We start from the raw sequence: 23,697 nt of genomic DNA on the forward strand, positions 1-23,697 counted from the left end.
TCAATCCCCTTTCGGTAGAAGTTGAATGGATATCGTGACCACCAGTCCCTGCCCAGGACTTCCATCAATGCTTAGGCTGCCGCCTTCTCCATATATAAGGCGAAGCCTCTGGGCGATATTGTTAAGCCCCAGACTATCACCGGCATGGCAACGTAATGCCTCATTGGAAGGCTGTTTTGATATGGACTCATTTAACTCGTCAATCTTTGCCTGAGTCATACCCTTACCGTTGTCTCGTACACTAATCAGCAACTCATGGTCGAATTTCAAGGCAGATACCCAGATTACTCCTCCATTTTCCTGCCCTTCAATGCCATGGTAGACTGCATTCTCCACCAGCGGTTGCAGTACCAGCTTGGGAATCAAATACTCCGTTATTGCTTCTTCGATGTCATAGATAATCTCTAACTTGCCGTCGTAACGTACCTGCTGAATGCGTACATAGGATTGTACAAAAGCAAGTTCTTCTCCAAGTGGAACCATCCGGTCCACCTTATCAATCGTATAACGCAAAAGCTTGCCAAGCGCCGTCACCATGTCCGATACCTCCGCATGTTTCTGGCGAATGGCCATCATGTTAATGGACTCCAGCGTGTTGTATATAAAATGGGGATTCATCTGGCTTTGTAACGCTGACAACTCTGCCTCCCGCTCTTGAATGCCCAGCAGAAACACCTCATTGAACAGTCGATGAATCTCCTCCATCATTCGGTTAAAGCCCCGGCTAATCTGTCCGAATTCATCACTGCTGAAGTGTGCTACACGCTGGCTAAAATCTCCCTGCTCCACCCGAATCATGTGGTGCTTCAGTCGAATCAGTGGCCGGGTGATACGATAAGATAACAGAACCGCCAGAATCGCTATAGCCGCCATACACAACACTGCGAACCATATTGTAAAGGTTAGCATCTCACCCGATTCCTTTTGAATCACGGCAATAGGTGTAAGGCTGATCACCGAAAGACCGGAATAGCTGGAATGGTGTTGTACATAGAGATAGGACTGCCCAGCCAGAACAACTTTTTGGTTCCCTACATAGTTTTGAAGCTGTCCATTCATTAACAACTGGTCGTACGCAGACATCCCTCCAGTTGAGGTCCGTTCGAACAGAAGACGCTGCTTGCTGTCAACAATCATCAGACTTGCATCTTGCTCATAATTCAGATTGGATAACAGTTGGCCGAAGGCCTCCAGACGGATATCAATCAGAATGTAACCCAGTCGCTGGAGCGTACCCGGATCTCGAAGCACTCTGCCCACCGATATATACGATTCTTGCTGACCACCCGTGTAATAGCTGGGTTGATGTGGAGGAATCAGGCGCCATGTCCCTTCGGAGTCGTTAAGTTCTGCAAACCATTCATCCTGCCTGCTGTCCCATACCGGCTTGACCGCCAGCGAATCGAGATTGGAGAACAAAATGCCGCTGTTGCTGATCAGATGAATACCCCTAATCTCGGGTCGGTCATAAGCTTGACCCGAAGTGTAAAGCTTCATTTTCAGATAATCCTCAGACCTCGCCCATGCACCCGACCCCATTGAAGCGTTGTATTTCCCTAGAATGCCAAGCACCATCTGATCGTAAAGCGGCAAGAGCGACAACCGCTCAAAGTCCTTCAGCAGCCGATTCAGATTGGCGTTAATCTGGCGAACCAGTTCAATGGTGAACTGCTCGGTCTTGCGATCCATCGTCTGCGAGAAATGCTTGTAGTTCATCACTCCCTGCAAACTTAACGGCAGCAACGTCAGCGCCAGGAACAACAGGAGCAACTTGGTGCGCAGGTTTACGTTTTTTCCGAAAAAAATGCGTACCTTGTCCATCATTTCCGTTCATCCCTCCCTCTCCCGATCATTGTATGAGCCCCCTTCATAGATCAATCTGGGTATAACTGGGGTCATCATATCCAGTTTTAAGGATCATTCGCTATCCTGCCAATCCTGGAATTGGTACGGAATTTCAAGTTATCCGCATTGGTTTCAGGGTGAACGCCAAAAAGCCGACTGTATCGCTACAGTCGACTACGCTATTTCTATAGAACACTAATTAGACCAAAAAACCGACTGCATTACGCAATCGGTTGTCTGTTCCTAAGATGGCTTTTATATTTGAATCGATTATATTCATTAATAAGCTCGTCCAGTACCATGGACTGTCGGAGGACTTGGTTGTCCTGCATGCCATGATTCTCCGCCAAACGACTTAACTCTTGCCTGTTCCGTTCGATTTTATCTGTGATCTGTACCGGTTCACTCACAGCATGCACCCCCTCTTTGTATAACATTTTAGGATACATTGCCAAAAAATTCATATTATATTCCTTTGCAGAATAAAATATTTATTTACAAAGGTTTTCAAAGAAATTCAACCTTTTTCATACTTATATGGTGAACTAAAGATTAAATTGTAAATAAGAAAAAAAGTATTCGGGACCCGAATACTTTTCATTATTTACTTCGTAATGAATTAGCTAAATACAACATTAACATCCCTAAAAATATCAATAATATTCCTTCAATTTTATACGACCAAATCTCTGAGTTTATAAAACTACCAAAGATATCAGAGGTATCAGACTTTACATTTTGGTATTCTGCAAGAACCAACATAGCTTTGTCCATACCCCAATCAGTACTTTGAGCAATAAACTGAAATCCAATAACAAATAATATAAGTGAACAGATAAGGGCTACTAAGGAAATCATTTTACTTTTCAAATTTAAATTCTCCTTTGATAGATGCTATTTTCCACGTGATATTATTCCGAGTCATCCTAAAAATAATTAACCCTAACTTCTAGATTAGGCCCAAAAAATTGTTTAAAAAAGAGCCTATCTTAGAAATAGCTAATTAATGTTAATTTAAGAATGTGGCGGTCTAAAAGTTTTCTATGGCATGAGAGTCCTTTGTTTCTTTAAAGCAATCCATGTTACTAACAGGAAAAACATTGTATACGCTAAGGTAAACAGCATGCTTGTAGTTACAGAATATATGTCAGGCATATCGTAGAATGATACAATTCCTCCATAAGCAGTATCTCTAAATAAAATAGGAAGCATTGATTTTTGAATAAATAAAGGTAAATACTGTCCTATAAACCAACTATGGAACACTGATGATTCAATGGTTGGGTAGATAAAACCAACGATGATCCCCGCCATTAAACTTTTGCTCAAAACAGTGATGCAACCTGCAAACATCCCCCACAATAATAGACTTATAATAGAACCTAAAATTTGTAGAGTATAATCTTTAATCGTTATTATTTTCGTGTTTACCAAATCCATCGGAAGATTAAAAACAGCAGGAGTGACATAGCTAAACATAATTCCTACAAGCATTGTCAGCAACATAAACAAAAGTATAAATGTAAATATAGCCATAACTTTTGTAAGCAGCACTTCTAGACGTGTCAAGCCTTGAACCCATAATTGTCTGAGCGTAAAGCTACGGTATTCTATCCCAAATATCAGCGCACCAATGATAGAGATTACGATCGGTCCTAGGGCATTTACAGAAGCCAGTGAATAGGCTATTGCCATTTTAGGACTTAAGATAAATAACATCGCGGATAAAGAACTGCTGGAAGTATCTGAACCCCTGATAAATTGATATGTTTGTTCCAGAGAATATCCACTATTATTCATAAATGCTTGGAATGAGTTTTGAAAATTTGATCCGACACTTAAATATGTGTATATAACAAATACCAGGAAGATCACAGTTGCCCATATACTGAACGGGTGTTTAATAAGCTTAATGCATTCATTCGTATACGATTTAATCATGATTTCCCCCCTCTACAAGCTGATTGTAAATAGATTCCCATTCTTGTACATGATTCAAAGACATCCATTCGTTAATCGAAACATTTTTTTGGCGTAATGAATCTTGAAAAGACTCAAATGTACAATTTTTATCAAGCGTAATTTTCCAAGAAAAACGATCTAACCTGTTTGCTTTCAGTACTCCATCAAGTTCCAAAAGTTCATTCGTGCTAAACTCTGCATTTACTTTTATTTGAATTAATTTTGGTTGCAAACCATTATTATAATCAGATATATCCAATTCCTTTTCAATTCGTCCATTAATCATCATACCAAGTCTATTACAGCAATGTTCTATTACATCCCACTCATGACTCGCTATAACAAAACAACATTCTTGATTTGACATATCTTGAATTACTTCGACCAACCTATTATAGGAGTAATTATCGAGTCCATTTGTTGGTTCATCCAAAAGATAAACTTTCGCATTCTTCGAAAGAGCAATAGCTATTCCTAGTCGTTGTTTCTGACCAAAAGACAGCGTCTTTACTTTCTTTTTCATTATTTGTGGTGTAGTCAGATCTAGTTTTTTTAATATTTTCAATGCTCTTTGTGGATCAGGGGACAATAATCGCACATTATCGTTACCCGTTAAATGTGCGTAGAAAGAAGTGGGTTGGAATGACATACTCGTTTGATTAAATTGACTTAATTTCTCTTCAATAAAAACATTTCCTGAGGTTGGTGAGAGGAGTCCCGCTAAGCTGGATAATAAAGTAGTTTTGCCAGAACCATTGATTCCGACCAACGCATAAACATCACCCGCATTGAGAGAAAGTGAAATATTATTTAGTATCAGATCATTCTTAAATTTGATCTTCAAGTTATCTACTTTCAGAATTCTGTTCATATTTGCTCCTTTCGACTCTCATCCTTTATACCAACAAATACTTGGATAAGGTCATTATATACCCATCCAAGTATTTGTGTTTTTCATATGTTTTCTAACTTATTGAGCAGTTGAGCTACCAGTCGAAGAAACATTAATTAGAATACGACTTGTAAATTCTGATCCTCCTGCGTGACCCCATGGTGTAGGAATTCCACTCTCAAACAATACGCCTTGGTTTGTTTGACCTGTTGAAGTATATTTATAATTCCATTTGTTCTCTTCGTCTTTGAAACCGTAGAGCGGAGCAGTAGAATTATTTTGCCACAAATTACCGAAGTTTGTTATTTTACCATCATTCCAAGTCCATTGAGCAAATGCTTCTTGAGTTGCAACTGTAATTCCATACAAATTTTTATAACTTTTTTGCCAAGAATGAGTTGAAATTGTCGCAAATGTTGAAAATCCATCGTTATTTGCCCCCGGCACTGGGGCTACATATGATTCAGAACCAATAATTGAAGTATCCGGAATTTCCACGTTCTCCGCTGCGAATGATGGAGCAACACTACCAAATGCTAATCCTGTACTCATAACAGCGACAGACAACATTTTTAAGAATGAAATTTTTTTCATTTTGAAATTCTCCTTTTTTTGGACTGAAAAACGTTAAAGATCAATCAGCAATACTTCAAAAATTATACATCTAAATTTCAATCACCTCCGTTTCCAGAAAAAGAGCAAGAAGCATCAATCTTTTTATAAAACTGAAATAGATTATAATTGCCCCCAATAAAATCTTATAATATTTTGCAAAAAATACTAAAAAACTCTTCTTATGAATAAAAACCTATAAATAAAATATTAGAGAAATAAATGTTTATTGGGAATTAATACTCCTCATCCAAAGACTGATTTTATTTAAGCAAAACATTTGTATTTCGATTTCTCCTTTTTAATTTCATTTTGTACACAATCTCCATGATCGATTTCGATTATTATTATATGTTCTCTGCAGGAAATTTTAGTTCTTCCTTTACTAATGAATACAACGTTTTTTCACCGGTAACATTTTATATATTTTGGGTTGTCTTAAAACCAGGTATGTGTAATGTATTTCATTTTTTAATATTCATATTCATTCCTGAGGTAAATCGATTATATTCATTAATTAGCTCATCCAACGCCATCGACTGTTCAAGCACTTTAACACTAGGAATCCCATATTGATCTACCAAGCGACTTAACTCTTGCCTACCTTGCTCGATCTGGTCTTTCAAGATACTCCGTTCTCTCATAGCAGGTACCCCTCTAGGACATTCTGGAAAAACATTTAATATGAGTAAGCTATTAGTTTCACTAATGACTGCAAGTGCTTTTTAGAACATAATGTGTTTTGCATAATATTGTAAAAAAAAATCTTTAGAAAAGGCATTGTGCTCTGCTTAGTCCTTTATCAAAACACAAAACAGCCTACCTCAAAAGCAGATAGGCTGTTTGTTTTATTTAATATTTATCGTCTTAAATAATTGTGAATACGTCTCTTGCTGAGACAAACTAGCTTGCTGTCTATAAGTCCCGTATAAATCAACACATTTTACTGTCATATGATCGTCTTGGTTAAACATTGAAAGAGATAAGTGTATTAAGAATTACATTTATACCGGTTTGATAAACTTTTAGTCTTGATTTATACTTTGCAAGTTCATAATTAAACAACATATACGGAACGAATATTGTGCATCTTCTTCATCATCCCTTCCCAGATATTTCATTATTAAAAAGTCGGTAAACTTAACTTTTCTATTAATTTTTTGTACTTTCTGATCTGTGTTTCGGCGGCTTCACTCCTATACTCCCCATACAAATCTAAACATTTAATGCACATTAGTTCATCTTTACTTGAAGAAGAGAGATCTAAGCAAATAAGTAAGGCATCAATTCCAAGTGAATAATTATATTGATTTATTTGATATTTTGCCAATTCATAATAAAAAACTCTATATCCATGGTCTATCATTTGATCGGTATAACCACCTTTATTATGAAAGTCCGTATTAAACAAATTAATCGGATATTCAAACTTTTTCAAAGCATGACCAATATTAAATCCATACTGATTAGCTGCTTCCAATATATTTAGCAAACCAGTTAATATCTCTTCTGGATTGTTCTCTAAGTATCCTAAATAAGGAAAGATTACTTCCTCCTGACCTAGCAATATTCGGAATGCATATTGATTCCCCTCTCCCCATTTCTTGAATAGATCTATTATTTTTTGATCCTCTTCTGTAGGATTCTCAATTTCAATTATCTCCATGTATTTTTGCAGATAATTTATGGCCTCATCGTATTCCTTGCGGGTATCATAAACGCTTGATATTAATAAGTTTGCATAGGCTGCATATGTAAAAAGAGGATAGGCTGTTAGCCTTCTTTTATTACTTTTTCGCCTACGAGATTGAATTTTTAATTGGAATTCTGCTTTCCGTTCCAGTTCCCTTGCCCATGCATCAACCTTGTCCCACAAATGTATCGTATTATATACGTTTGCCAAATCTTTAATTGCATCCAATTGCACTTCTTCATTTAATTTATCAATATACGATTCGAACTTTACTGCTGCATTGAGATTATCATATTTACTCAGTGTTTTCTGAAGCAGGAAAATGCGGTACTGGCAAAGAGCCAACCGCTCCGAGTGTTGATACTTCTCACTGTCGGCCACACATTCATATAAAATGAGTGCCGCTTCATTCATGCTTTTACTATAGAGACTCTCTGCCACATCAAATAACTCATCAATATAGGATTGATCATCTGTCACATGAGTAATGACTTGTTCGATAATATCCAGCTTGCCAAGCTCAGCGCAACGATATATAAACGGTTCTAAACGTCTCCAATGAGGTGCAGAATCAATAAAACATTCCACACCATACATATCATAAAAGTATCCCTGCTCTAAACCCATTGCTGATGTGATTTGGTCTAGTTGATTCATTGACATAAGTCTGGTTCCTTTGATGATCGCACTTAATGTACCAACATTAATGTCAGCCATTTCTGAAAATTGCTGTAGCTTATATCCCTTATTTTTCAAGTGACTTTCAATATAGGAACGTATATTGGACATTGTCTTCATCGTCCTTCCCCAGATGTTTTACTATCGAAAAGTCGGTACACTTAACTTATCTATTAGTTTTGTATACTGCTCTTCCTGAGTCTTACTGGCGCGATCTCTATATTTTCCGTATAAATCAATACATTTGATACACATTAGATCTTCATTACATGAAGAAGAACGTTCCAAACTAGTAATTAGATGTTCTATTCCCTGTTCAATTTGGTTCTGATTCAATCTGTATTTTGCTAGTTCGTAGAATAAGCGTATATATCTAAAATTTGATGCCTGTTCGTTATATATTCCTTTTACATGTCTTGCCGCTTTAATTTGATCAATGTGATTTTGGAATCTATTTAATGCATGGTCAATATTAAAAGAGTACTGATTTGCCGCCTGTATAATATAGGCGAGTGCTGTTAAAATTTCGGCATGATTAACATCTAGGTAATTTAAATAACGGTTTAAGCCTTCGAAGTCACCTGATAGTATTTTGTACAAATATCGATTGCCCTCAGCCCAGCCCTTGAATCGATCTATCAATTCTTGCTCTTCCTCTGTTGGATTTTTAATCCCATCCATAATATCCTCATAAACATCTGTGTACTCCAAAGCTTTCATATATTGCTTACGTTCTTCAGATACATTTGCCATGAGCAGATTAGCATAAGCTTTATAAGTAAATAGAGGATAAGAGGCTATTCTTGGTTTTCTGTTCCGTCTCATAGATTGAAGTTGAACTTGGAATTCAGTTCTTTGAATCAATTCATTAGCCAGTTCAAAAACCTTATCCCATAGATTTATCGCGCCATACAAATTAGCTAAATCTTTAATCGCATCCAGTTGTACTTCCTCATTCAATTTTTCGATAAAAGGTTCAAATTTTACTGCGGCATTTAAGTTATTGAATTTATTCAGTGTTTTATGAAGCAGGAAAATACGGTACTGGCATAAGGCCAACCGCTCGGAGTGTTGATATTTTTCACTGTCTGCCACACATTCATACAAAATAAGAGCTACTTCTTTTAATCCTCTAGCAAAAAAGCTTTCAGCTACATCAAATAATTCTTCTATATATGATCGATCGTCCGTTACATGAGTGATGACTTGTTGTATACAATCCAGCTTACAAAGCTCAGCACACTCATATAGATATGGCTCCAAACGTCTCCAGTGGGGCGAAGATTCTATGAAGGATTCAACCCCATAACTCTCATAAAAATACCCTTTCTCTAATCCCATAACAGAAGTAATCTGATTCAGTTGGTTCATAGACATTGGCCTGTTGCCTTTAAGAATGGCACTTAAAGTTCCAACATTAATTCCAGTAATATCGGAAAAATGCTGCAACTTGAGATTCTGCTCTCTCATATATTTCTCAATATGTACTCTTATTTTAGGTACCAATTCCACTGTCTCACCTCCGTCATTAGAATCACTTATAATTCAATTTCATATAATAAATGTTATTTTAATCCTGTATTTTACATTGGTCAATCTATGAAAATACAAAAAAGCTTACTCTCGTTACTTGAAAGTAAACCTTTTTGAAAAATTTAATATATCCACTGTTATAATTTTCCCACTCCATGTGTAATGCCCATTATTTGTATAATTCCATCACTATTAAAATTAGCTAATTGACTTACATTAATAATCATAATACTAAGCAAAATTATATAGTAGATTTTCTTTTTTTTCATAGGATTTCTGAACCTCCATCATGATAAGTTTGTACTGATGCTCGATTTCAGTGGTACCCATGTTTTTGTACTTCTCATACAAGGAAACACAATGAATGATATCTGTTTGATTGTTAAATCGTACAGACTCTCTCAGACAGTGAATAAGTTGCTTCAAACCCTCTGGATATTCATGACGATTTAAGTGATAAAGAGAACGTTCCAACAAGAATGCAGCATAAATTTCATTTTTCATCTGCTCAGTATATCCTTTTAAACAGTTAATTTCCGAGTTAATTCGATCGCTGAACTTATACAAAATATCATCAATATTTCTATCGAACTTATTAGCTGCCTCCAAAATATTAATGATTGCAGGTAAAATTTCCTCTTCATTTTCTTCAATAAATTCCATATAAGCAGGTAAAACACTGTGGTCACCCATCATCAATTTATATAAATAAGTATTGGCTTCCGCCCATCCAGCAAAATTATCAATAAATATTTGATCTTCTTCATCCGGTTCCGAGACATTAGCAAGTTTGGCATAGAACTCTGTGTAGACTAGAGCCTCTTCATACCGCCCCTGCTTCTCGCATACCGATGATTTAAGTAAATTTGAATAAGCTCTATATACAAACAAAGGATAGGCGGTAAGTCTATCAATTTTGTCTATTTTTTTCTTTGTATAAGACTGTAAGATTTTCGTTTTCTGATCTAATTCTTCAGCCAAATTAAATACCTTTTCCCAATATCGAAGAGACGCATACGTATTCGCCAAATCCTTAATCGCATCCAGCTGCCTCTCCTCATCCAGCCGATTAATATATGGCTCAAAGTGCACAGCGGCCCGCAGGTTATCATGTTGATTCTGACCAAGCGAGAGGGTGAAAATGCGATACTGGCACAGAGCCAGACGTTCCGAGTGTTGATATTTCTCACACTCCGCCACACATTCGTACAACATCCGTGCAGCCTTCGTCTGTCCACGTTCAAGCATGCCTTCCGCCATCTCAAACAACTCCGAGATATACGAGCGATCATCCGTCACTTCCTGGATAACCTTATGAATACATTCGAGCTTGTCCAATTCAGCACAGCGTTGCAGGAATGGTTCCAGTCTCCTCCAATGAGGTGCCGATTCCACGAAACATTCAGCCCCATAAATCTCGTAGAAATACCCCTCTTCCAGCTTCATGCCTTGGGTAATCAGATCCAGTTGCGCCATAGCGATGGGCCGAGTCCCCTTAATAATTGCGCTAAGCGTTCCAGCGTTAACTCCCGATATATCGGCAAAATACTGCAGGGTGTACCCCTGTTTCCTGATGTAGTCCTCAATATATGAGCGTATCGTAGTTGTAGGTTCCATGTATCCCACCTCCACAATGAAAATCCATAATTTTGAATTTATATGATAAGCACAATTTTAATCCTAAATTTTACAGCGGTCAATAAAAATCGTGGCAATTTCCTTCACATTTATGCAAGGAGGCCTCGCTGTTCCTGCTTATAGAAAAAATCCATTAGAAGAATCCGTGAGAACGTGATACATTTAATTCAACTTGCATATCCTACTATTTCAATAGGATTATACGACACAGATACTATCAATTCAGTTCGAGGAGAAGGTCAGATGAAATTTGCCTTGTTTAGTCTCATGATGAATCTGCCTAATGCCGTAACCGGGGAAGCTCTGACAACTCAGCAGAAATTCCACAATATATTAGAGCAAGCGAAGCTGGCTGAACGACTGGGATTCGATGCCTATGGGATCGGTGAACGACACGGTGCACCTTTTTTATCTTCCTCGCCACCTGTCGTATTAACCGCAATAGCCGCAGCAACCACACGCATTCGGTTACTAACTACCGTCACTGTTCTTAGTATACTTGATCCAGTCCGGGTTGCCGAGGATTATGCCACGCTGGATCAATTATCGGGCGGACGGCTGGAAATGATCATCGGGAAAGGCAATGACCCTCGGCACTATCCGCTGTTTGGCATAAGCGAAGAGGAACAATGGAACTCACTCGATGAACGCTATCATTTGCTAAAACGGCTGTGGTCTGAAGAGAATGTAACCTGGCAGGGAACGTATCGCCCTCCGCTTGAGGGAGTGACCACGTGGCCCAGGCCGCTTCAGCAATCCATCCCAATCTGGCATGGTAGCGCGTCCAGTACGGTCTCAACCGAACTCGCTGCCAAATATGGCGAGCCGCTCTTCACGTCGAACTCTTTTCACCCTCAGGCCAAATACAAAGCGTTAATTGATCATTATCGGGAACGCCTCGATTATTATGGTCATGATCCGCAGCAAGCAGTGATTGGCTCTGGTGCCGGCAGTCTCTATCTTGCGGATACGGGCGAAGAAGCCATTCGTCGTTATAAGCCATATTATGAAGCGTTCCATGCCACCGCCGCCGCACAGCATAACCAGTCTCCCTTCAGCGATCTGGAAGATAACATTGCACGAGGTCCTGCGTTAATTGGCAGTCCGGAACAGGTCATTGAGAAAATTCTGGACTATCATGCCGCTTACGAACATCAGGTGCTGAGTATCAGCGTAGATGGACTGACGCATAGCGAGCAGTTGGAGCAAGTGGAGCGTTTTGCCAAGGAAGTTGCCCCTGTTTTACGCCGCGAACTGCCCAGTTCGGTCTGGAATGAACCCCCGGTGTTAACCCAGCACTCATCCGTCCTTTCCTCTAATGTTACAGATTCATGGCCCACAGCCATCTCACCTATATTCCAGGTCTAACAATCTCCCACGTACAATATACATGTGCTCCTTCCAGGGTGATTCCTACGAATCGCCCTCTTCCCTCTTCCTCCCACTTGTATCGCGACTATCCCTATATCTACTCGGACTGAATGCCTTCAAACAATGAACGGAGCATCACATCTACAAACGCATCATCCATCGCTTCCCCCGTCACTAACATACGATAGAACACCGGCCCATAGATCAGATCAATGTATAATCCAATGTCCGTCCCACTCTTTAACTCGCCGCGCTCCACACCATTCTCCAGAATCCCCCGAGCTTCACGCCGACGTGGTTGGATGTACCTTGTACGGTATTCTTCGGCAAGCCCTTCATCCGATTGCCCTTCTCCGATAATCTGCGTAATCACCTTACCTTCACGACTGGTCAAAAAACGAACCAGATTACTCGCATGTATGCGTATATCCTCCAATACCGAGCCTGTATCCGGCACTGGCAATCTTGCCGTTGCCGCAGACATATATCCGTCCATGATGACAGCGCCTTTATTCGGCCACCATTTGTAGATAGTGGCTTTGCTCACCTGTGCACGTTCAGCAATCTTCTCGATTGTAACCACCCCGAATCCGTGCTCCAACAACAACTCATACGATGCTGTAAGAATGGCATTCTGGGTTTCCATGTTACGCGGACGTCCTCTTTTGGCAGTCATCTTGAGCCCTCCTGGATGTATAAAATATATTTAGTCAACAGTAATATTCATAAAAACGATACGTTCATTATACTAAACTGCCATGAATACACACAATTCCATCCTCCGCTCACCTTTTCATCCTCATTAACTTTCTCATTAAAATATGTAGAGCCCATTTACAATACTATACGTTTAGTTTATTATATATTTGTAATTAGTAAACACACCGTTTAGTAATAACGTTTTTAAATATCACCTGTTTATTGGGAATACCAATTTAGAACTGTGGAGGATGATAATGATGGATATGAGACAACAAGTGAAGAAGGCCCCTGTGCCCACCTGGATTATTTTTTTGCTGGCATCCGCTTGTGGATTGATCGTGGCAAATCTGTATTATGCTCAGACCGTTATCGGTCCGATCAGCATGACAACGGGTCTGTCTTCTGCCGCTGCCGGATTGATCGTAACGTTGACTCAGATTGGTTATGTCATTGGTTTGCTGTTTATCGTGCCGCTCAGTGACATTACCGAGAATCGACGCCTGGTCGTTCTTTTCCTCATCGTACTGGTTGTTGCCCTGATTGCTGCGGCTTTCTCGCCCACCGCTGTTGTATTTCTGACTGCCTCTCTGTTCATTGGTATAGGTTCTGTGGTCGCTCAAATTCTGGTGCCCTATGCGACATATCTTACTTCCGAGGAACAGCGCGGACGGGTTGTTGGCAATGTAATGAGTGGTCTGTTGCTGGGCATCATGCTGGCTCGTCCTGTCGCAAGCTTTATCACCAGCCTCTTCGGATGGCAGACGGTCTTTGTATTCTCCGCCATTGTCATAACACTTCTCATGCTGCTCCTATCACGTGCTCTTCCTGCTCGCCAGCCTGAACCCACCTTGAAATACGGGCAATTAATCGTGTCCTTGGGCACACTGTTCAGAACGATGCCGCTGCTGCGCCGCCGGGCGTTCTATCAGGCCAGTCTGTTTGGTGCTTTCAGCTTGTTCTGGACCACCGTTCCGCTCAGGCTCGCTAACGATTTTGACATGTCACAGCAAGGCATTGCCTGGTTCGCACTGGCTGGTGTCGGAGGTGCTATTGCCGCTCCTATCGCCGGGAGACTGGCTGATCGCGGACTAACACGTATTCTGACGGGTGCTGCCATGGTGATCGCTGTTGCTTCGTTCGGTCTTGCTTATGTGTTCCAGAGCCACTCCACATTTGCATTGATACTGCTTGTGATCGTCGCGATCACACTGGATATGGCTGTCTCGGGAAATCTGGTGCTGGGTCAACGCATTATCTACTCCTTAGGAAGTGAAGCGAGAGGACGTGTGAATGGCATATTCATGTCGATCTTTTTTGTCGGCGGTGCGATTGGATCATCTCTTGGAAGCTGGTCTTATGCTAACGGAGGCTGGAGTCTCACAACGCTGATTGGCCTGATTATGCCGCTGCTCGCTTTGGTGTATTACTTTACGGAAAAGAAAGCTGCCGTTGTCAGCAACGGATAACAATTCTTTCATATATAAAGAAGGGCAGAGTGATCTCTAAAGATCCGCTTCTGCCCTTTTCCCTTATTTCATGACACTAAATTTTTTGGTCGCTGCCCTAACTTGATCATCCTCGCCCCATACAATGACACCTACCACTTTGGTAGCTTCCAATTCCATCGAAGCAATCTCAACTGCATATTGTTCAAAGGCATTGTTGAGCGACTGGCCTGTCTGTGAAAAAACAACATGGCTCAATCCTCCACTGTCGTCTGAGCAGAGTTTGGCCAGATTGATCAGTTGATTCTCCCCGGCCTTCAGAATGACAGTGCTATATCGGATGCCCGCATGCTGAACGCCGCTATGATCCAGCACAGGTTGATCAGAATATAACCCCGGCTCATTCAGGGCTGCTTGTCCCATTAACAGGGCAGCCACATTGGCGGCGGCGCCAGGTTCCAAATTTTTATCCAGTATAATAGCAATTCTTTTCATATGACTGTATTCACCCTCTGTGTATTTTGTGTAAAACATACCCATGGCATATTGATTCCCTCACGCAATACTTTGTAGGTCACAAGCCCGTAATGATCAGCGCATAGCTGATTCGTGAGCGCAATGGACTTCTCCGTGTTGTGCATGACCTTCCTGCAAGCTTCAGGGTTGGACGATACGGTGCTGTTCTCTCTATAGGTTGTATCAAGTTCAGATAACAAGTATGTGGTTGCTGGATGATGATAGATAATATCGATCTGATCGGGACATACCGCATGGAAGCCGGATAGAACCAGCGCAGGAATTTTCTCCACAAAGCTCTCAGACACCGCTAGTTCAGAATCCATAATGAAGCTGTTGAGCTTGGGATACGCCCCGGGGACCAGCAAGCAGGATATGATCCCTAATCTCAAGTCTTCCGCAGCCGCTTCAAATTCAGGGTATGGCTTGATACGTTCCGAGTTGCCTAATTTCTTCGCGATATGCATGCTGCAAGTCAGGAATCCTTCATCGTCTCCCAGCGTTCCCAGTATGGCATATTTCTCTTTAACGATCTCCATTTATTTCTATTTCCTCCTTTTTATTTCTAATCCGCTAAAGATCGTATACCAAAAAATTCCTATTGTCAATTAACACTTTAACGTAACACAAATATGTATTTCCGTTCATATTTCCCGCCAAAAAGTGTATTGAAAATGGAAAATGTTGAGTTATAATGTTATGAAATGAATTTTTACTATTTTTAGTATTTTGTTGAAAGGGGATATACGAGAACGTATGAAAACCATTGTATACATATCTGATTTCAGGCTTCCAACTGGATTAAACTTCGTTAAACCTTTGCAGAAATTGGCGGATCACAAGAAAATTCTGATTATTGAACGGCATAATTTGCATCATGATGAGGTCCTCAGGGACTTCTTTGATGAAATTAGATATGTCGATCATTTGGAGTCGGTAGATGCCATACGCGAGCATATGGTGCAGATCCGAGAATCCCATTCCATCTCTGCTTTGTTAACGCCGGGTGAGAATGCGATTGAGATCGGTGGTCAGCTCCGTTCCGAGTTCGGGATCCCCGGTATGCAGCGCAATCAGGCTGAGGCTGTTCGCAACAAATGGATCATGAAACAAATGCTGCATCAACGCGGAATTCGGACATCCGAAATTGCCATAGCTCTACATGAACAGGACTATATTTGTTTCACTGCTGTACACGGGTTTCCGATTATTGTGAAGCCACTCAGCGGATATGGAAGTATCAATACGTTCAAATTGTCCAGCATGGATGAACTAGTACATTATCTACACCATACAAGACAAGCACAGCAAAGGGATTTGCTGGAGGAATTCATCCACGGTACGGAGTTTCATTGTGATTCCATTGTGTCCAAGGGCAAAGTTGTATTTGCATCTGTTTCCCAATACCTGTATAACTGCCTGGATATTGCGACAAAGCAGAAACCTCCAGCCAGTATTACGTTCCCTGAGGGCACGAAAGCTGATTTTATCCATCACATCAAAGAACTCAATGAACAGGTCATTGCTGCCTTGGGTATCAATCAATCCGTAACACATGCCGAACTTTTTCTGACTCCGGAAGGAGAAGTGGTATTTGGAGAAATTGGGGCAAGAATCGGGGGATCACATGTTATGCCTCCTTGTATCAAGAACACCCATGGCGTTGATTTCTTCGAAGCCGTCACTGATCTGGAAGTTGGAATATATGAATTCAAGAAACAGGAGACGAGCCAGAAATTCACAGGCATGATCTGCTTCCCTTCACGCGCAGGGGTAATTCAACACATATCCGGGAGAGAGGATTATGCCGATATCCCTGGTATCGTTGAGTTCAATGTATCCTATCAAGTGGGGCAGCGCGCCGGGGACGTCAACGATACCATGACCCGATCAGGGTATGCTATCGTGGAAGGTGATTCGTTCGAGGAATTGCGTCAAACCCTGCTGGATATGTACGATCGCTTCAAGATTGAAGTGACGGTAGCTGAAACCGTATAAGATGTACGGATCATCCTCACTGTTTTTGGTCTGGAGTGATGGTTATCTTGGGGAGGGCTGGAATTATTGTCTTTATTCAAAACCTACGCGGGTCTGAGCCGCGATATCTATTATCTCTGTTTAGCCAGAACGATTAACAGCACGGGAGATTTTGTATTCTCCCTGATTACCTTGGTGCTTACGTTACAGATGGGCATGAATGTGGTCAGTGCAGGGATCTTTGTGTCCATGGCAGCCCTGATTAGCGGACCCGGTGTACTTCTCGGCGGCTATTTAAGCGATGTTATGGGCAAAAAAACAATTATTGTCATCGGGCAACTGTTGTCTGCCATCATGATTATAAGCTGCTCTTTTTGGTCAGGCACCCTTACCGTTGGTTATCTTCTGATTGCAGTCATGTTCTTCATCAGTATTACCCGACCTGCTTATAATGCACTGATTATTCAACTGTGCACGGAGGAGAAAGAGCGAAAGTCCGCCTTTTCCCTCATGTATCTGGGGGCCAATCTGGGTATAGCCATCGGACCACTGGTCGCCGGTTTTTTTATCAAGGATCACGTCAACATTGTCTTTATAAGTATCGGTACCGTGTTTCTGATATCTACTTTTATCATCATCAACCAGGTTAAGATCGGCACACGCAAGGAATTGGCATCAACAAACAGCGAACATGCTGGACAACAACAAGAACAACAACGATCGAGCCAACCGCCTTCACCTTTATTCAGACTACTGCTGAAAAACCCACTTGTTGCCTTCTTCATCGTTGTGTCATTTCTTAATTATTTTATCTATATGCAATACTCATTTAGCCTCCCACTCCAGATGAATCATTCATTTGGCGAGAACGGGGCAGCATATTACGGCTCTGTCATGACCATCAATGCCATTAGCGTCATTATTCTTACCACTGTGATCCTGTCCGCTACACGCAAATTAACTGCCCTAAACTCCATAGCTACAGGCGCACTCTTCTATGGAATCGGATTTGGAGCCTTGAACCTGCTCGGAACCTTCCCCCATTTTTCCATCGTCGCCTTATCCACGGTGCTGTGGACCATTGGAGAGATTCTCGTGCAGACCAATATCAATCTGTATATTGCTTCGCGTGTACCCGATACACATCAGGGCCGGTTTAATGGCTTGCTGTTATTCGTAGGTTGCTTGGGTTATACACTTAGCCCATATTTGACAGGCATTTTCATCAAAAGCATGGACATGGAAAGTGTATGGATCATTATTCTGGCTGTCAGTCTGTTCTATGCGTTGTCTATGATCATTCTCTGGTATATCGAAAAAAGCTCAACAAGAAAAAGCGAAATGAATCCGCTGGATCACTCAAAAAGTATCTGAACCTCAGGGCAGCCTATTCTGCCCTTTTTTTCACTTTATTTTCACACTAAAATAGGCAAATGTGCATTCGCATTATACTCAATCAATTGCTGACCCGCATGCAGTCTCTGTACCAGATCTGGATTGGCGATAAACGGTCTGCCGAACGCAGCCAGGTCTATGCTTCCCTTACCAATCGCGTGCTCTGCGGTCTGAACATCCAAATCCCCCACACCAATGATGATTCCATCCCATTGACTCCGAATTCTCTGGTGAAAAGTGAGTTCTCCGTCCCACGCTTTTGTATATTGAGCTGTTGAGGGATGCAAGATCGTAATTCCCGTCTCGCGGAACAAGTTCAGATATGCATCAATCATTCCAGCTTTGTCTGCCCAAGCATAGGATGCATCATCATCCTTTTTCTCGGAAAATCGTACCGATATGCGATCCACAGGGATCTCTTTTTTCATAGCCACAATAATATCCCGCAAGAACCGCAATCTGCCCGCTGTGTCTCCTCCGTATTTGTCTGTTCTGTGGTTGGTCTTCTCATTGATAAACTGGTCGATCAGATACCCATGCGCAGCATGCAGCTCGATCCCGTCGAACCCTGCCAGAACCGCATTGCGGGCGGCCGTCTGAAAATGCTGAATCGTATCCGCTATATCCTGTGTACTCATCGCTTGAGGAACCTGATACGGCTTATGCAGCTTATGCACTCTTCCCTCTGCCGCAAGGTTGGAAGGTGCCACTGGAGTGGTTCCGATCAGATCGGAGTGGGACAACCTGCCGACATGCCACAGTTGAGCAATAATGGTGCCGCCATGTCTGTGAACAGCATCCGTTACCCTTTTCCAAGAAGTCGTCTGTTCATCTGTATATAAGCCGGGGATGCCGTAAGTGCCTTTGCCTGCCAGATTGGGGTTAATGCCCTCGGTAATAATCAGCCCCACACCATCTCGCGCACGCTGCTCATAATACGCCACCATCTCATCCGTTACGTTCCCCTCCTGATCATCAGCAAATCCCCGGGTCAACGGCGCCATCACAATTCGGTTCCTTAATTGCCACTGGTGAATCTTTACCGGGCTTAATAGTACTGAGCGTGTATTCAAGTTATCCATGTCATATCCCTACTCTCTTCGTCTTTAAGGATATTGTAAGGCGACCCTGATATATCGTAAAATGATTGAAATATATAGTTGTATCTCTCAGAGAGATACCTAACATCAGCATCTGCGGAAGCAATTGAAGTTAATCCACGTTCAGGAGGATACAACATGGAACTTTCCGATATCGATATTGTTCTCGCGGTGGCGCGTTCAGGCAAAATCTCACAGGCCGCCAAAGAACTGAATTACGCGCAATCCAATGTCACTACGCGCATCAAAAAACTGGAGCAGGAATATCAAATCCAGTTGTTCAACCGATTTCCCAAAGGTGTCGTACTGACCTCCAAAGGAGAACAGTTCGTCCAGTACGCCACACAGATTCACAACCTTTTACATGATCTGAAGCAGGATATGACCGATCCCGGTGAGCCTTCTGGCACGCTGAAAATCGGCATTGTGGAAACGGCGGCATCCAGCCGTTTTATGGAGATTCTGAATGAATATCAAATAACCTACCCGAAGGTGTCCATCTCACTCGTTAACGCCACTTCACCCAAAGTACTGCGCAAGAAAATACAGGACGATGAGATTGATGGTGCTTTTATCAGCGGGGCTTGTGTGAAAGAAGGTTTGAAGGTGGAATACGAGATGCAGGACACCGTTCATATCATCTCCAAGCAGATGGATACACCACCCGAAAGTCTGTGCCAAGTATCATGGGTCGTTTTCCCCGAGGGCTGTCCGTATCGTGAAATGACCGAAGAATTTTTGCAGGAAGAGGGGTTGTCCGCACGTAATATCATCGAAGTGAGTACGATGGAAAACCTGCTCAGCTGTGTGGAGTCAGGTATCGCATTTACCATTATGCCGTGCAGCGTTATTCACAAGAAACCGGATGATTTCTCCGTATTTGATCTCGCAGATCGCTATACTCATACCACGACAACCTTTGTCCGCGGTGAGGATCGGTATGTCAGTAGTGCGCTGGATCAATTCATGAAGCTGCTGAATCAGAAGTGCATTACGTTTTGATATAGATAACTTTTATAAGCAGCAGTATAGTATGTACATTCACAGCAGTCAGGAGAAGATCAGATGAAACTCACGAATCTAATATATAGGCTCATTGACGCCCGGCGTGTCGACAACAATGCAGAACAAGTGTCCTTTCCATCCCGTCCACATCATACGCTGCTTGTTGTGATCAAAGGGAGCATAACCGTCAAAGTCGAAGACAAAATCATCTCCCTATGCGCTCCTCAAGTCCTTTCCGTCCCACCTTCTCACACCTGTATCGCAATTACCGAGGTACAGCCTGATTTTGAATGTGTCACCTTAACCTACAATGTCTACAACGAAGAACTGGATGGCAACATGCAGCGAGTTATTGATCCACATCTTGAATTCATTGCCGCTGTTGTTCCCTCAGCTCCCGTTCTCGCCATTCAAATCCATGAAGGTGGGCAGAAGGAAGATCCATGGGCTGGAATGGCACGTCAGATCCTCTTTCAGGAACTGTGTCTTCTCCTATTAAAGCAGAAAAAGCAGAAATTCCAGGAAGATACCGCGATTGAAGCGGTAAGGCAGAGCCAAAAATATATCAATACACATTATCAGGATAACTTCACACGCGAAAAACTGGCTGAAATGGCTGGACTGAGTGTCAACCGTTATTCCAGATTGTTCAAAAAAATGATTGGACAAGGTCCCATTGAATATTTGAACGCCGTACGCATCCGGGAAGCCGGTGATCTGCTACTGGCCTCGGACAACACGATCAAACAAACAGCCCGCCAGGTCGGGTATGAAGATGAATTCTATTTCAGCCGAAAATTCAAAGCAACCACCGGATTGTCTCCCATGGTTTATATTAAAAAACATCGCTCCGTAACACGTATCGCTTCACTTGCCCATCCCTATACGGGGCATCTGCTTGCCCTTGGTATTGAGCCTTATGCGGCACTGATTAATCCGGTCCATAGGACATCATATGAATTCAAAAATGTGATTCAAGTGGGCAGAGATCAGCCTGATCTGGAACTATTAATGAATGCACACCCGGAACTGATCATTGGGTATGAAGGAACCGATTATGAAGAGCCCAAAAAAGCCGAATTATTTCGGCATATTGCCTCCACTTGCACCGTATCTTTTGCAGGAGATTGGCGTAAACAGATGTACTCCATTGCACAATCCGTGGGCAAAATAACAGCTGGTGAAGAATGGCTGGAACGTTATGATCTATCGGTCAAACAAAAAATCTCCAGTATACTGCATGCCATGGATGACCGTCCTGTGGCTGTGGCGCAATACGAAGATGGAAAGTTCCGGGTCTACGGCAACCGTAATCTGGGTACGGTACTCTATGATGATTTGCAGTTATCCGTACCCCAAGCTCTACACCGCGTATCCCATTCCCGTTTAATGTCACTGGAACAGCTGGTTCAGTCGGATATTGAACACTTCATTCTGTTTACAAGTGGTCACGCAGAAGAGCGCACGCACACTGTAGCGTCACTTATGCAAAATTCAATCTGGCAACAATGGAAGGCGGTTCGTACGAATCAAGTCTATGAATTGGGCGATTCCTCCCCCTACTCCTGTTATACTTCCTTGGCTCATAATCTGTTTCTGAATCGGGTTAGTCAATTGTTCCTGAGCCAAACGTCCATGCATTAAACAGGAATATCCATGGATTACGATTTGGAATGCACCTATAATTATTTTGATAATGATAATCAAAATCAATTAAAGGGTGTGTACAACGTGTCTTTACCTAACAACCAACGCTTCTCTACCTTTTTCAAATCAGGACGATTCCTTATAACCGTTCTTATTCTATGCAGCATGCTTGCGGGCTGTGGGACTTCCCAGAACAGCGGGAACTCCGCTTCACCCGAATCTAATGGGGCAAAGCCATCAACCGCTGAACAGGGAAGTGAGAATACACGCACCATTTCCACGATCAAAGGGGATATCGAAATTCCTGCTGAACCCAAGAAAATTGCAGGTATGCTCTACGTCTTTGCTGACCAATTACTCGCTCTCGGCATTGAACCAACAGCCATGGTAACGTATAACGATCTCGGATTCCCTGAATATCTGGCAGATCAGATGAAAGATACCACTGCCGTAGGTTCCGGCGAGTCTCCCAATTTTGAAGCATTGCTCCAGGCTGAGCCGGATCTCATTCTGGCCTCCAAAACGTTAAATGAAGCAAACTATGAGCAACTCTCCAAGATTGCTCCAACGATCCTTTTTGATAATGAAGAAAAAGGAGACTGGGAGCGATTCATAGAAACGGCAACTGTTCTTGGCAAAGAAAAAGAAGCCCAAGCGGTCAAAGATGCCTATGATGCCAAAGTGACCCAAACCCATGATGAGCTTGCCGTAAAAGCCAAAGACGAAACGGTGGCCTACATGCGTGTACAGGATAAACAGCTTCAGTTGATTAAACCTGATGATAACTTCACTCTGTTTGGTGCTCTGGGATTAACCCCTGCTTCAGTAGACAGTGTAGATTTCCAGGGATCATGGAATGTGGCAATTTCCGAGGAAATTCTGCCTGAGCTGAACCCGGATCGACTGTTTATCATTCTGCGTCCAGGTGAAGAAAACAAGGTTGTGCTTAATAACATCATGGATACATCCATCTAGGCCAATCTGAATGCAGTCCAGAACGATCATGTATATATCGGTGATGCCAACCTGTGGTTTGCAGGATACGGTCCCATCGGTCTTAGCAAAATTATTGATGAAATCGCTGCTTCCTTCGAGTTATAGAGGAACATGATGAAACCCAAAACAAGTCTTAGGCAGACCGTGATCGAACGACGGACGATTCAGGAATTTAATGGCCTACCTATTCCCTTGGAAACGATTCATGAGATTCTGGAGGACGCGATATGGGCTCCTTTTCACTCCAAAAAGGAACCTTGGCGCTTCATTCTGTTTATGAATGAGGGCAGAGAAATATTCGCAAGCGCTGTATTGAGTACACGCAATCCTGAATTTATAGCAAAGTACGGACAACAAATCAGAGCTGCCTATTGTGCACAGACACCTGTGCATCTGGTTGTGGTTATGACAGCCAACCTGCCCTCCAAGGCGTGGGAAGAGGCTTTTGCTGCAACCTCGGCACTGATCCAGAACATACAGTTGCTCGCCTGGGAACAACACATCGGCGTTGTATGGAAGACAAGCACTTTCAACGAAAATCCGCTATTCTGTGAAGCCATTGGTGTGACATCTGAGGAAAAAATAGTAGGTACACTACACATGGGGTATTTTAACGCTGAAGATCAGCCTATGCCCAAACCTCGCACACCTCTCCCTCAACTGTTGCATCTCATTGATCACTAAATGGAT

Annotated in this window: 22 protein-coding genes; 8 read left to right on the forward strand and 14 right to left on the reverse strand. The window is 42.1% G+C overall.

The genetic code is table 11. The features are described from left to right. The 10 genes from ACDJ59_RS23920 to ACDJ59_RS23965 form a co-directional block, all read right to left on the reverse strand. Nucleotides 1–1,824: a sensor histidine kinase gene (locus ACDJ59_RS23920; RefSeq protein WP_413406309.1), complete on the reverse strand. Its 1,824-nt coding sequence runs from the start codon at nucleotides 1,822–1,824 to the stop codon at nucleotides 1–3. Nucleotides 1,825–2,066: 242 nt separating this feature from the next. After that, a complete protein-coding gene (locus ACDJ59_RS23925) occupies nucleotides 2,067–2,255 on the reverse strand; it encodes an aspartyl-phosphate phosphatase Spo0E family protein (RefSeq protein ID WP_223868875.1) in 189 nt (62 codons plus the stop codon). Nucleotides 2,256–2,445: 190 nt separating this feature from the next. Continuing rightward, complete coding sequence (locus tag ACDJ59_RS23930; protein WP_339304599.1) at nucleotides 2,446–2,715, reverse strand: hypothetical protein; 270 nt, start codon at nucleotides 2,713–2,715, stop codon at nucleotides 2,446–2,448. Nucleotides 2,716–2,886: 171 nt separating this feature from the next. Then, nucleotides 2,887–3,786: an ABC transporter permease gene (locus tag ACDJ59_RS23935; protein ID WP_413406312.1), complete on the reverse strand. Its 900-nt coding sequence runs from the start codon at nucleotides 3,784–3,786 to the stop codon at nucleotides 2,887–2,889. Continuing rightward, entirely contained in the window at nucleotides 3,779–4,678 is a 900-nt protein-coding gene (locus ACDJ59_RS23940) for an ATP-binding cassette domain-containing protein (RefSeq protein ID WP_413406314.1), read from the reverse strand. Before ACDJ59_RS23940 ends, ACDJ59_RS23935 begins: the two co-directional genes overlap by 8 nt. Nucleotides 4,679–4,777: 99 nt before the next feature. After that, entirely contained in the window at nucleotides 4,778–5,293 is a 516-nt protein-coding gene (locus ACDJ59_RS23945) for a hypothetical protein (protein WP_091018363.1), read from the reverse strand. Nucleotides 5,294–5,775: 482 nt separating this feature from the next. Next, nucleotides 5,776–5,955, reverse strand: a complete 180-nt coding sequence (locus tag ACDJ59_RS23950; RefSeq protein ID WP_091020024.1) for an aspartyl-phosphate phosphatase Spo0E family protein — start codon at nucleotides 5,953–5,955, stop codon at nucleotides 5,776–5,778. A gap of 479 nt (nucleotides 5,956–6,434) precedes the next feature. Further along, nucleotides 6,435–7,760: a helix-turn-helix domain-containing protein gene (locus ACDJ59_RS23955; RefSeq protein WP_413406317.1), complete on the reverse strand. Its 1,326-nt coding sequence runs from the start codon at nucleotides 7,758–7,760 to the stop codon at nucleotides 6,435–6,437. A gap of 63 nt (nucleotides 7,761–7,823) precedes the next feature. Continuing rightward, on the reverse strand, nucleotides 7,824–9,194 hold the full coding sequence (locus ACDJ59_RS23960; RefSeq protein ID WP_340910940.1) for a helix-turn-helix transcriptional regulator: 1,371 nt from the start codon (nucleotides 9,192–9,194) through the stop codon (nucleotides 7,824–7,826). Between the two features lie 252 nt (nucleotides 9,195–9,446). Next, on the reverse strand, nucleotides 9,447–10,832 hold the full coding sequence (locus ACDJ59_RS23965) for a helix-turn-helix domain-containing protein (RefSeq protein ID WP_413406320.1): 1,386 nt from the start codon (nucleotides 10,830–10,832) through the stop codon (nucleotides 9,447–9,449). A 264-nt stretch (nucleotides 10,833–11,096) separates the two neighbouring features. On the opposite strand from ACDJ59_RS23965, the gene ACDJ59_RS23970 reads away from it, so the two are divergent. Beyond that, on the forward strand, nucleotides 11,097–12,221 hold the full coding sequence (locus ACDJ59_RS23970; RefSeq protein WP_413406322.1) for an LLM class flavin-dependent oxidoreductase: 1,125 nt from the start codon (nucleotides 11,097–11,099) through the stop codon (nucleotides 12,219–12,221). Nucleotides 12,222–12,321: 100 nt separating this feature from the next. Here ACDJ59_RS23970 and ACDJ59_RS23975 read toward each other — a convergent pair whose 3' ends face one another. Next, nucleotides 12,322–12,900, reverse strand: coding sequence for a TetR/AcrR family transcriptional regulator (locus ACDJ59_RS23975; protein ID WP_413406324.1), 579 nt, complete (start codon nucleotides 12,898–12,900; stop codon nucleotides 12,322–12,324). Between the two features lie 280 nt (nucleotides 12,901–13,180). Here ACDJ59_RS23975 and ACDJ59_RS23980 point away from each other — a divergent pair, with 280 nt between their 5' ends. Beyond that, on the forward strand, nucleotides 13,181–14,392 hold the full coding sequence (locus ACDJ59_RS23980) for an MFS transporter (protein ID WP_413406326.1): 1,212 nt from the start codon (nucleotides 13,181–13,183) through the stop codon (nucleotides 14,390–14,392). A gap of 63 nt (nucleotides 14,393–14,455) precedes the next feature. On the opposite strand, the gene ACDJ59_RS23985 is transcribed toward ACDJ59_RS23980, so the two are convergent. Both ACDJ59_RS23985 and ACDJ59_RS23990 read right to left on the reverse strand, forming a co-directional pair. After that, entirely contained in the window at nucleotides 14,456–14,866 is a 411-nt protein-coding gene (locus tag ACDJ59_RS23985; protein ID WP_047840412.1) for a DUF2000 family protein, read from the reverse strand. Then, nucleotides 14,863–15,426 carry a hypothetical protein gene (locus tag ACDJ59_RS23990; protein WP_413406328.1) on the reverse strand — a complete coding sequence of 188 codons (564 nt, stop codon included), beginning with the start codon at nucleotides 15,424–15,426 and terminating at the stop codon, nucleotides 14,863–14,865. Before ACDJ59_RS23990 ends, ACDJ59_RS23985 begins: the two co-directional genes overlap by 4 nt. Nucleotides 15,427–15,643: 217 nt before the next feature. On the opposite strand from ACDJ59_RS23990, the gene ACDJ59_RS23995 reads away from it, so the two are divergent. Together ACDJ59_RS23995 and ACDJ59_RS24000 are read left to right on the forward strand one after the other, a co-directional pair. Further along, nucleotides 15,644–16,885 (forward strand): ATP-grasp domain-containing protein, encoded by a 1,242-nt coding sequence (locus ACDJ59_RS23995; RefSeq protein ID WP_413406330.1) that lies wholly within the window; start codon nucleotides 15,644–15,646, stop codon nucleotides 16,883–16,885. 66 nt (nucleotides 16,886–16,951) lie between these two features. Then, entirely contained in the window at nucleotides 16,952–18,238 is a 1,287-nt protein-coding gene (locus ACDJ59_RS24000; RefSeq protein ID WP_413406332.1) for an MFS transporter, read from the forward strand. Between the two features lie 41 nt (nucleotides 18,239–18,279). On the opposite strand, the gene ACDJ59_RS24005 is transcribed toward ACDJ59_RS24000, so the two are convergent. Next, a complete protein-coding gene (locus ACDJ59_RS24005; protein ID WP_413406334.1) occupies nucleotides 18,280–19,341 on the reverse strand; it encodes an alkene reductase in 1,062 nt (353 codons plus the stop codon). Between the two features lie 156 nt (nucleotides 19,342–19,497). On the opposite strand from ACDJ59_RS24005, the gene ACDJ59_RS24010 reads away from it, so the two are divergent. From ACDJ59_RS24010 to ACDJ59_RS24025, 4 genes are all read left to right on the forward strand, one after another. Next, nucleotides 19,498–20,361: a LysR family transcriptional regulator gene (locus tag ACDJ59_RS24010; protein WP_211084504.1), complete on the forward strand. Its 864-nt coding sequence runs from the start codon at nucleotides 19,498–19,500 to the stop codon at nucleotides 20,359–20,361. Nucleotides 20,362–20,424: 63 nt separating this feature from the next. Further along, nucleotides 20,425–22,008 carry a helix-turn-helix domain-containing protein gene (locus ACDJ59_RS24015; RefSeq protein WP_413406336.1) on the forward strand — a complete coding sequence of 528 codons (1,584 nt, stop codon included), beginning with the start codon at nucleotides 20,425–20,427 and terminating at the stop codon, nucleotides 22,006–22,008. Between the two features lie 87 nt (nucleotides 22,009–22,095). Next, nucleotides 22,096–22,986: an ABC transporter substrate-binding protein gene (locus ACDJ59_RS24020; protein ID WP_413406338.1), complete on the forward strand. Its 891-nt coding sequence runs from the start codon at nucleotides 22,096–22,098 to the stop codon at nucleotides 22,984–22,986. 132 nt (nucleotides 22,987–23,118) lie between these two features. Continuing rightward, entirely contained in the window at nucleotides 23,119–23,691 is a 573-nt protein-coding gene (locus tag ACDJ59_RS24025; protein WP_413406340.1) for a nitroreductase, read from the forward strand. Nucleotides 23,692–23,697 lie beyond the last annotated feature (6 nt).

The organism is Paenibacillus amylolyticus, from assembly GCF_047302515.1.
In the GTDB taxonomy this organism is placed as follows: Bacteria; Bacillota; Bacilli; order Paenibacillales; family Paenibacillaceae; genus Paenibacillus; species Paenibacillus amylolyticus_G.

What these genes read in the sequence shown, in the direction of transcription:
- ACDJ59_RS23920 (WP_413406309.1), bottom strand. Translation starts at nt 1,824, where the DNA reads ATGATGGACAAGGTACGCATTTTTTTCGGAAAAAACGTAAACCTGCGC.
- ACDJ59_RS23935 (WP_413406312.1), bottom strand. Translation starts at nt 3,786, where the DNA reads ATGATTAAATCGTATACGAATGAATGCATTAAGCTTATTAAACACCCG.
- ACDJ59_RS23940 (WP_413406314.1), bottom strand. Translation starts at nt 4,678, where the DNA reads ATGAACAGAATTCTGAAAGTAGATAACTTGAAGATCAAATTTAAGAAT.
- ACDJ59_RS23945 (WP_091018363.1), bottom strand. Translation starts at nt 5,293, where the DNA reads ATGAAAAAAATTTCATTCTTAAAAATGTTGTCTGTCGCTGTTATGAGT.
- ACDJ59_RS23950 (WP_091020024.1), bottom strand. Translation starts at nt 5,955, where the DNA reads ATGAGAGAACGGAGTATCTTGAAAGACCAGATCGAGCAAGGTAGGCAA.
- ACDJ59_RS23965 (WP_413406320.1), bottom strand. Translation starts at nt 10,832, where the DNA reads ATGGAACCTACAACTACGATACGCTCATATATTGAGGACTACATCAGG.
- ACDJ59_RS23970 (WP_413406322.1), top strand. Translation starts at nt 11,097, where the DNA reads ATGAAATTTGCCTTGTTTAGTCTCATGATGAATCTGCCTAATGCCGTA.
- ACDJ59_RS23975 (WP_413406324.1), bottom strand. Translation starts at nt 12,900, where the DNA reads ATGACTGCCAAAAGAGGACGTCCGCGTAACATGGAAACCCAGAATGCC.
- ACDJ59_RS23980 (WP_413406326.1), top strand. Translation starts at nt 13,181, where the DNA reads ATGATGGATATGAGACAACAAGTGAAGAAGGCCCCTGTGCCCACCTGG.
- ACDJ59_RS23985 (WP_047840412.1), bottom strand. Translation starts at nt 14,866, where the DNA reads ATGAAAAGAATTGCTATTATACTGGATAAAAATTTGGAACCTGGCGCC.
- ACDJ59_RS23990 (WP_413406328.1), bottom strand. Translation starts at nt 15,426, where the DNA reads ATGGAGATCGTTAAAGAGAAATATGCCATACTGGGAACGCTGGGAGAC.
- ACDJ59_RS23995 (WP_413406330.1), top strand. Translation starts at nt 15,644, where the DNA reads ATGAAAACCATTGTATACATATCTGATTTCAGGCTTCCAACTGGATTA.
- ACDJ59_RS24005 (WP_413406334.1), bottom strand. Translation starts at nt 19,341, where the DNA reads ATGGATAACTTGAATACACGCTCAGTACTATTAAGCCCGGTAAAGATT.
- ACDJ59_RS24010 (WP_211084504.1), top strand. Translation starts at nt 19,498, where the DNA reads ATGGAACTTTCCGATATCGATATTGTTCTCGCGGTGGCGCGTTCAGGC.
- ACDJ59_RS24015 (WP_413406336.1), top strand. Translation starts at nt 20,425, where the DNA reads ATGAAACTCACGAATCTAATATATAGGCTCATTGACGCCCGGCGTGTC.
- ACDJ59_RS24025 (WP_413406340.1), top strand. Translation starts at nt 23,119, where the DNA reads ATGATGAAACCCAAAACAAGTCTTAGGCAGACCGTGATCGAACGACGG.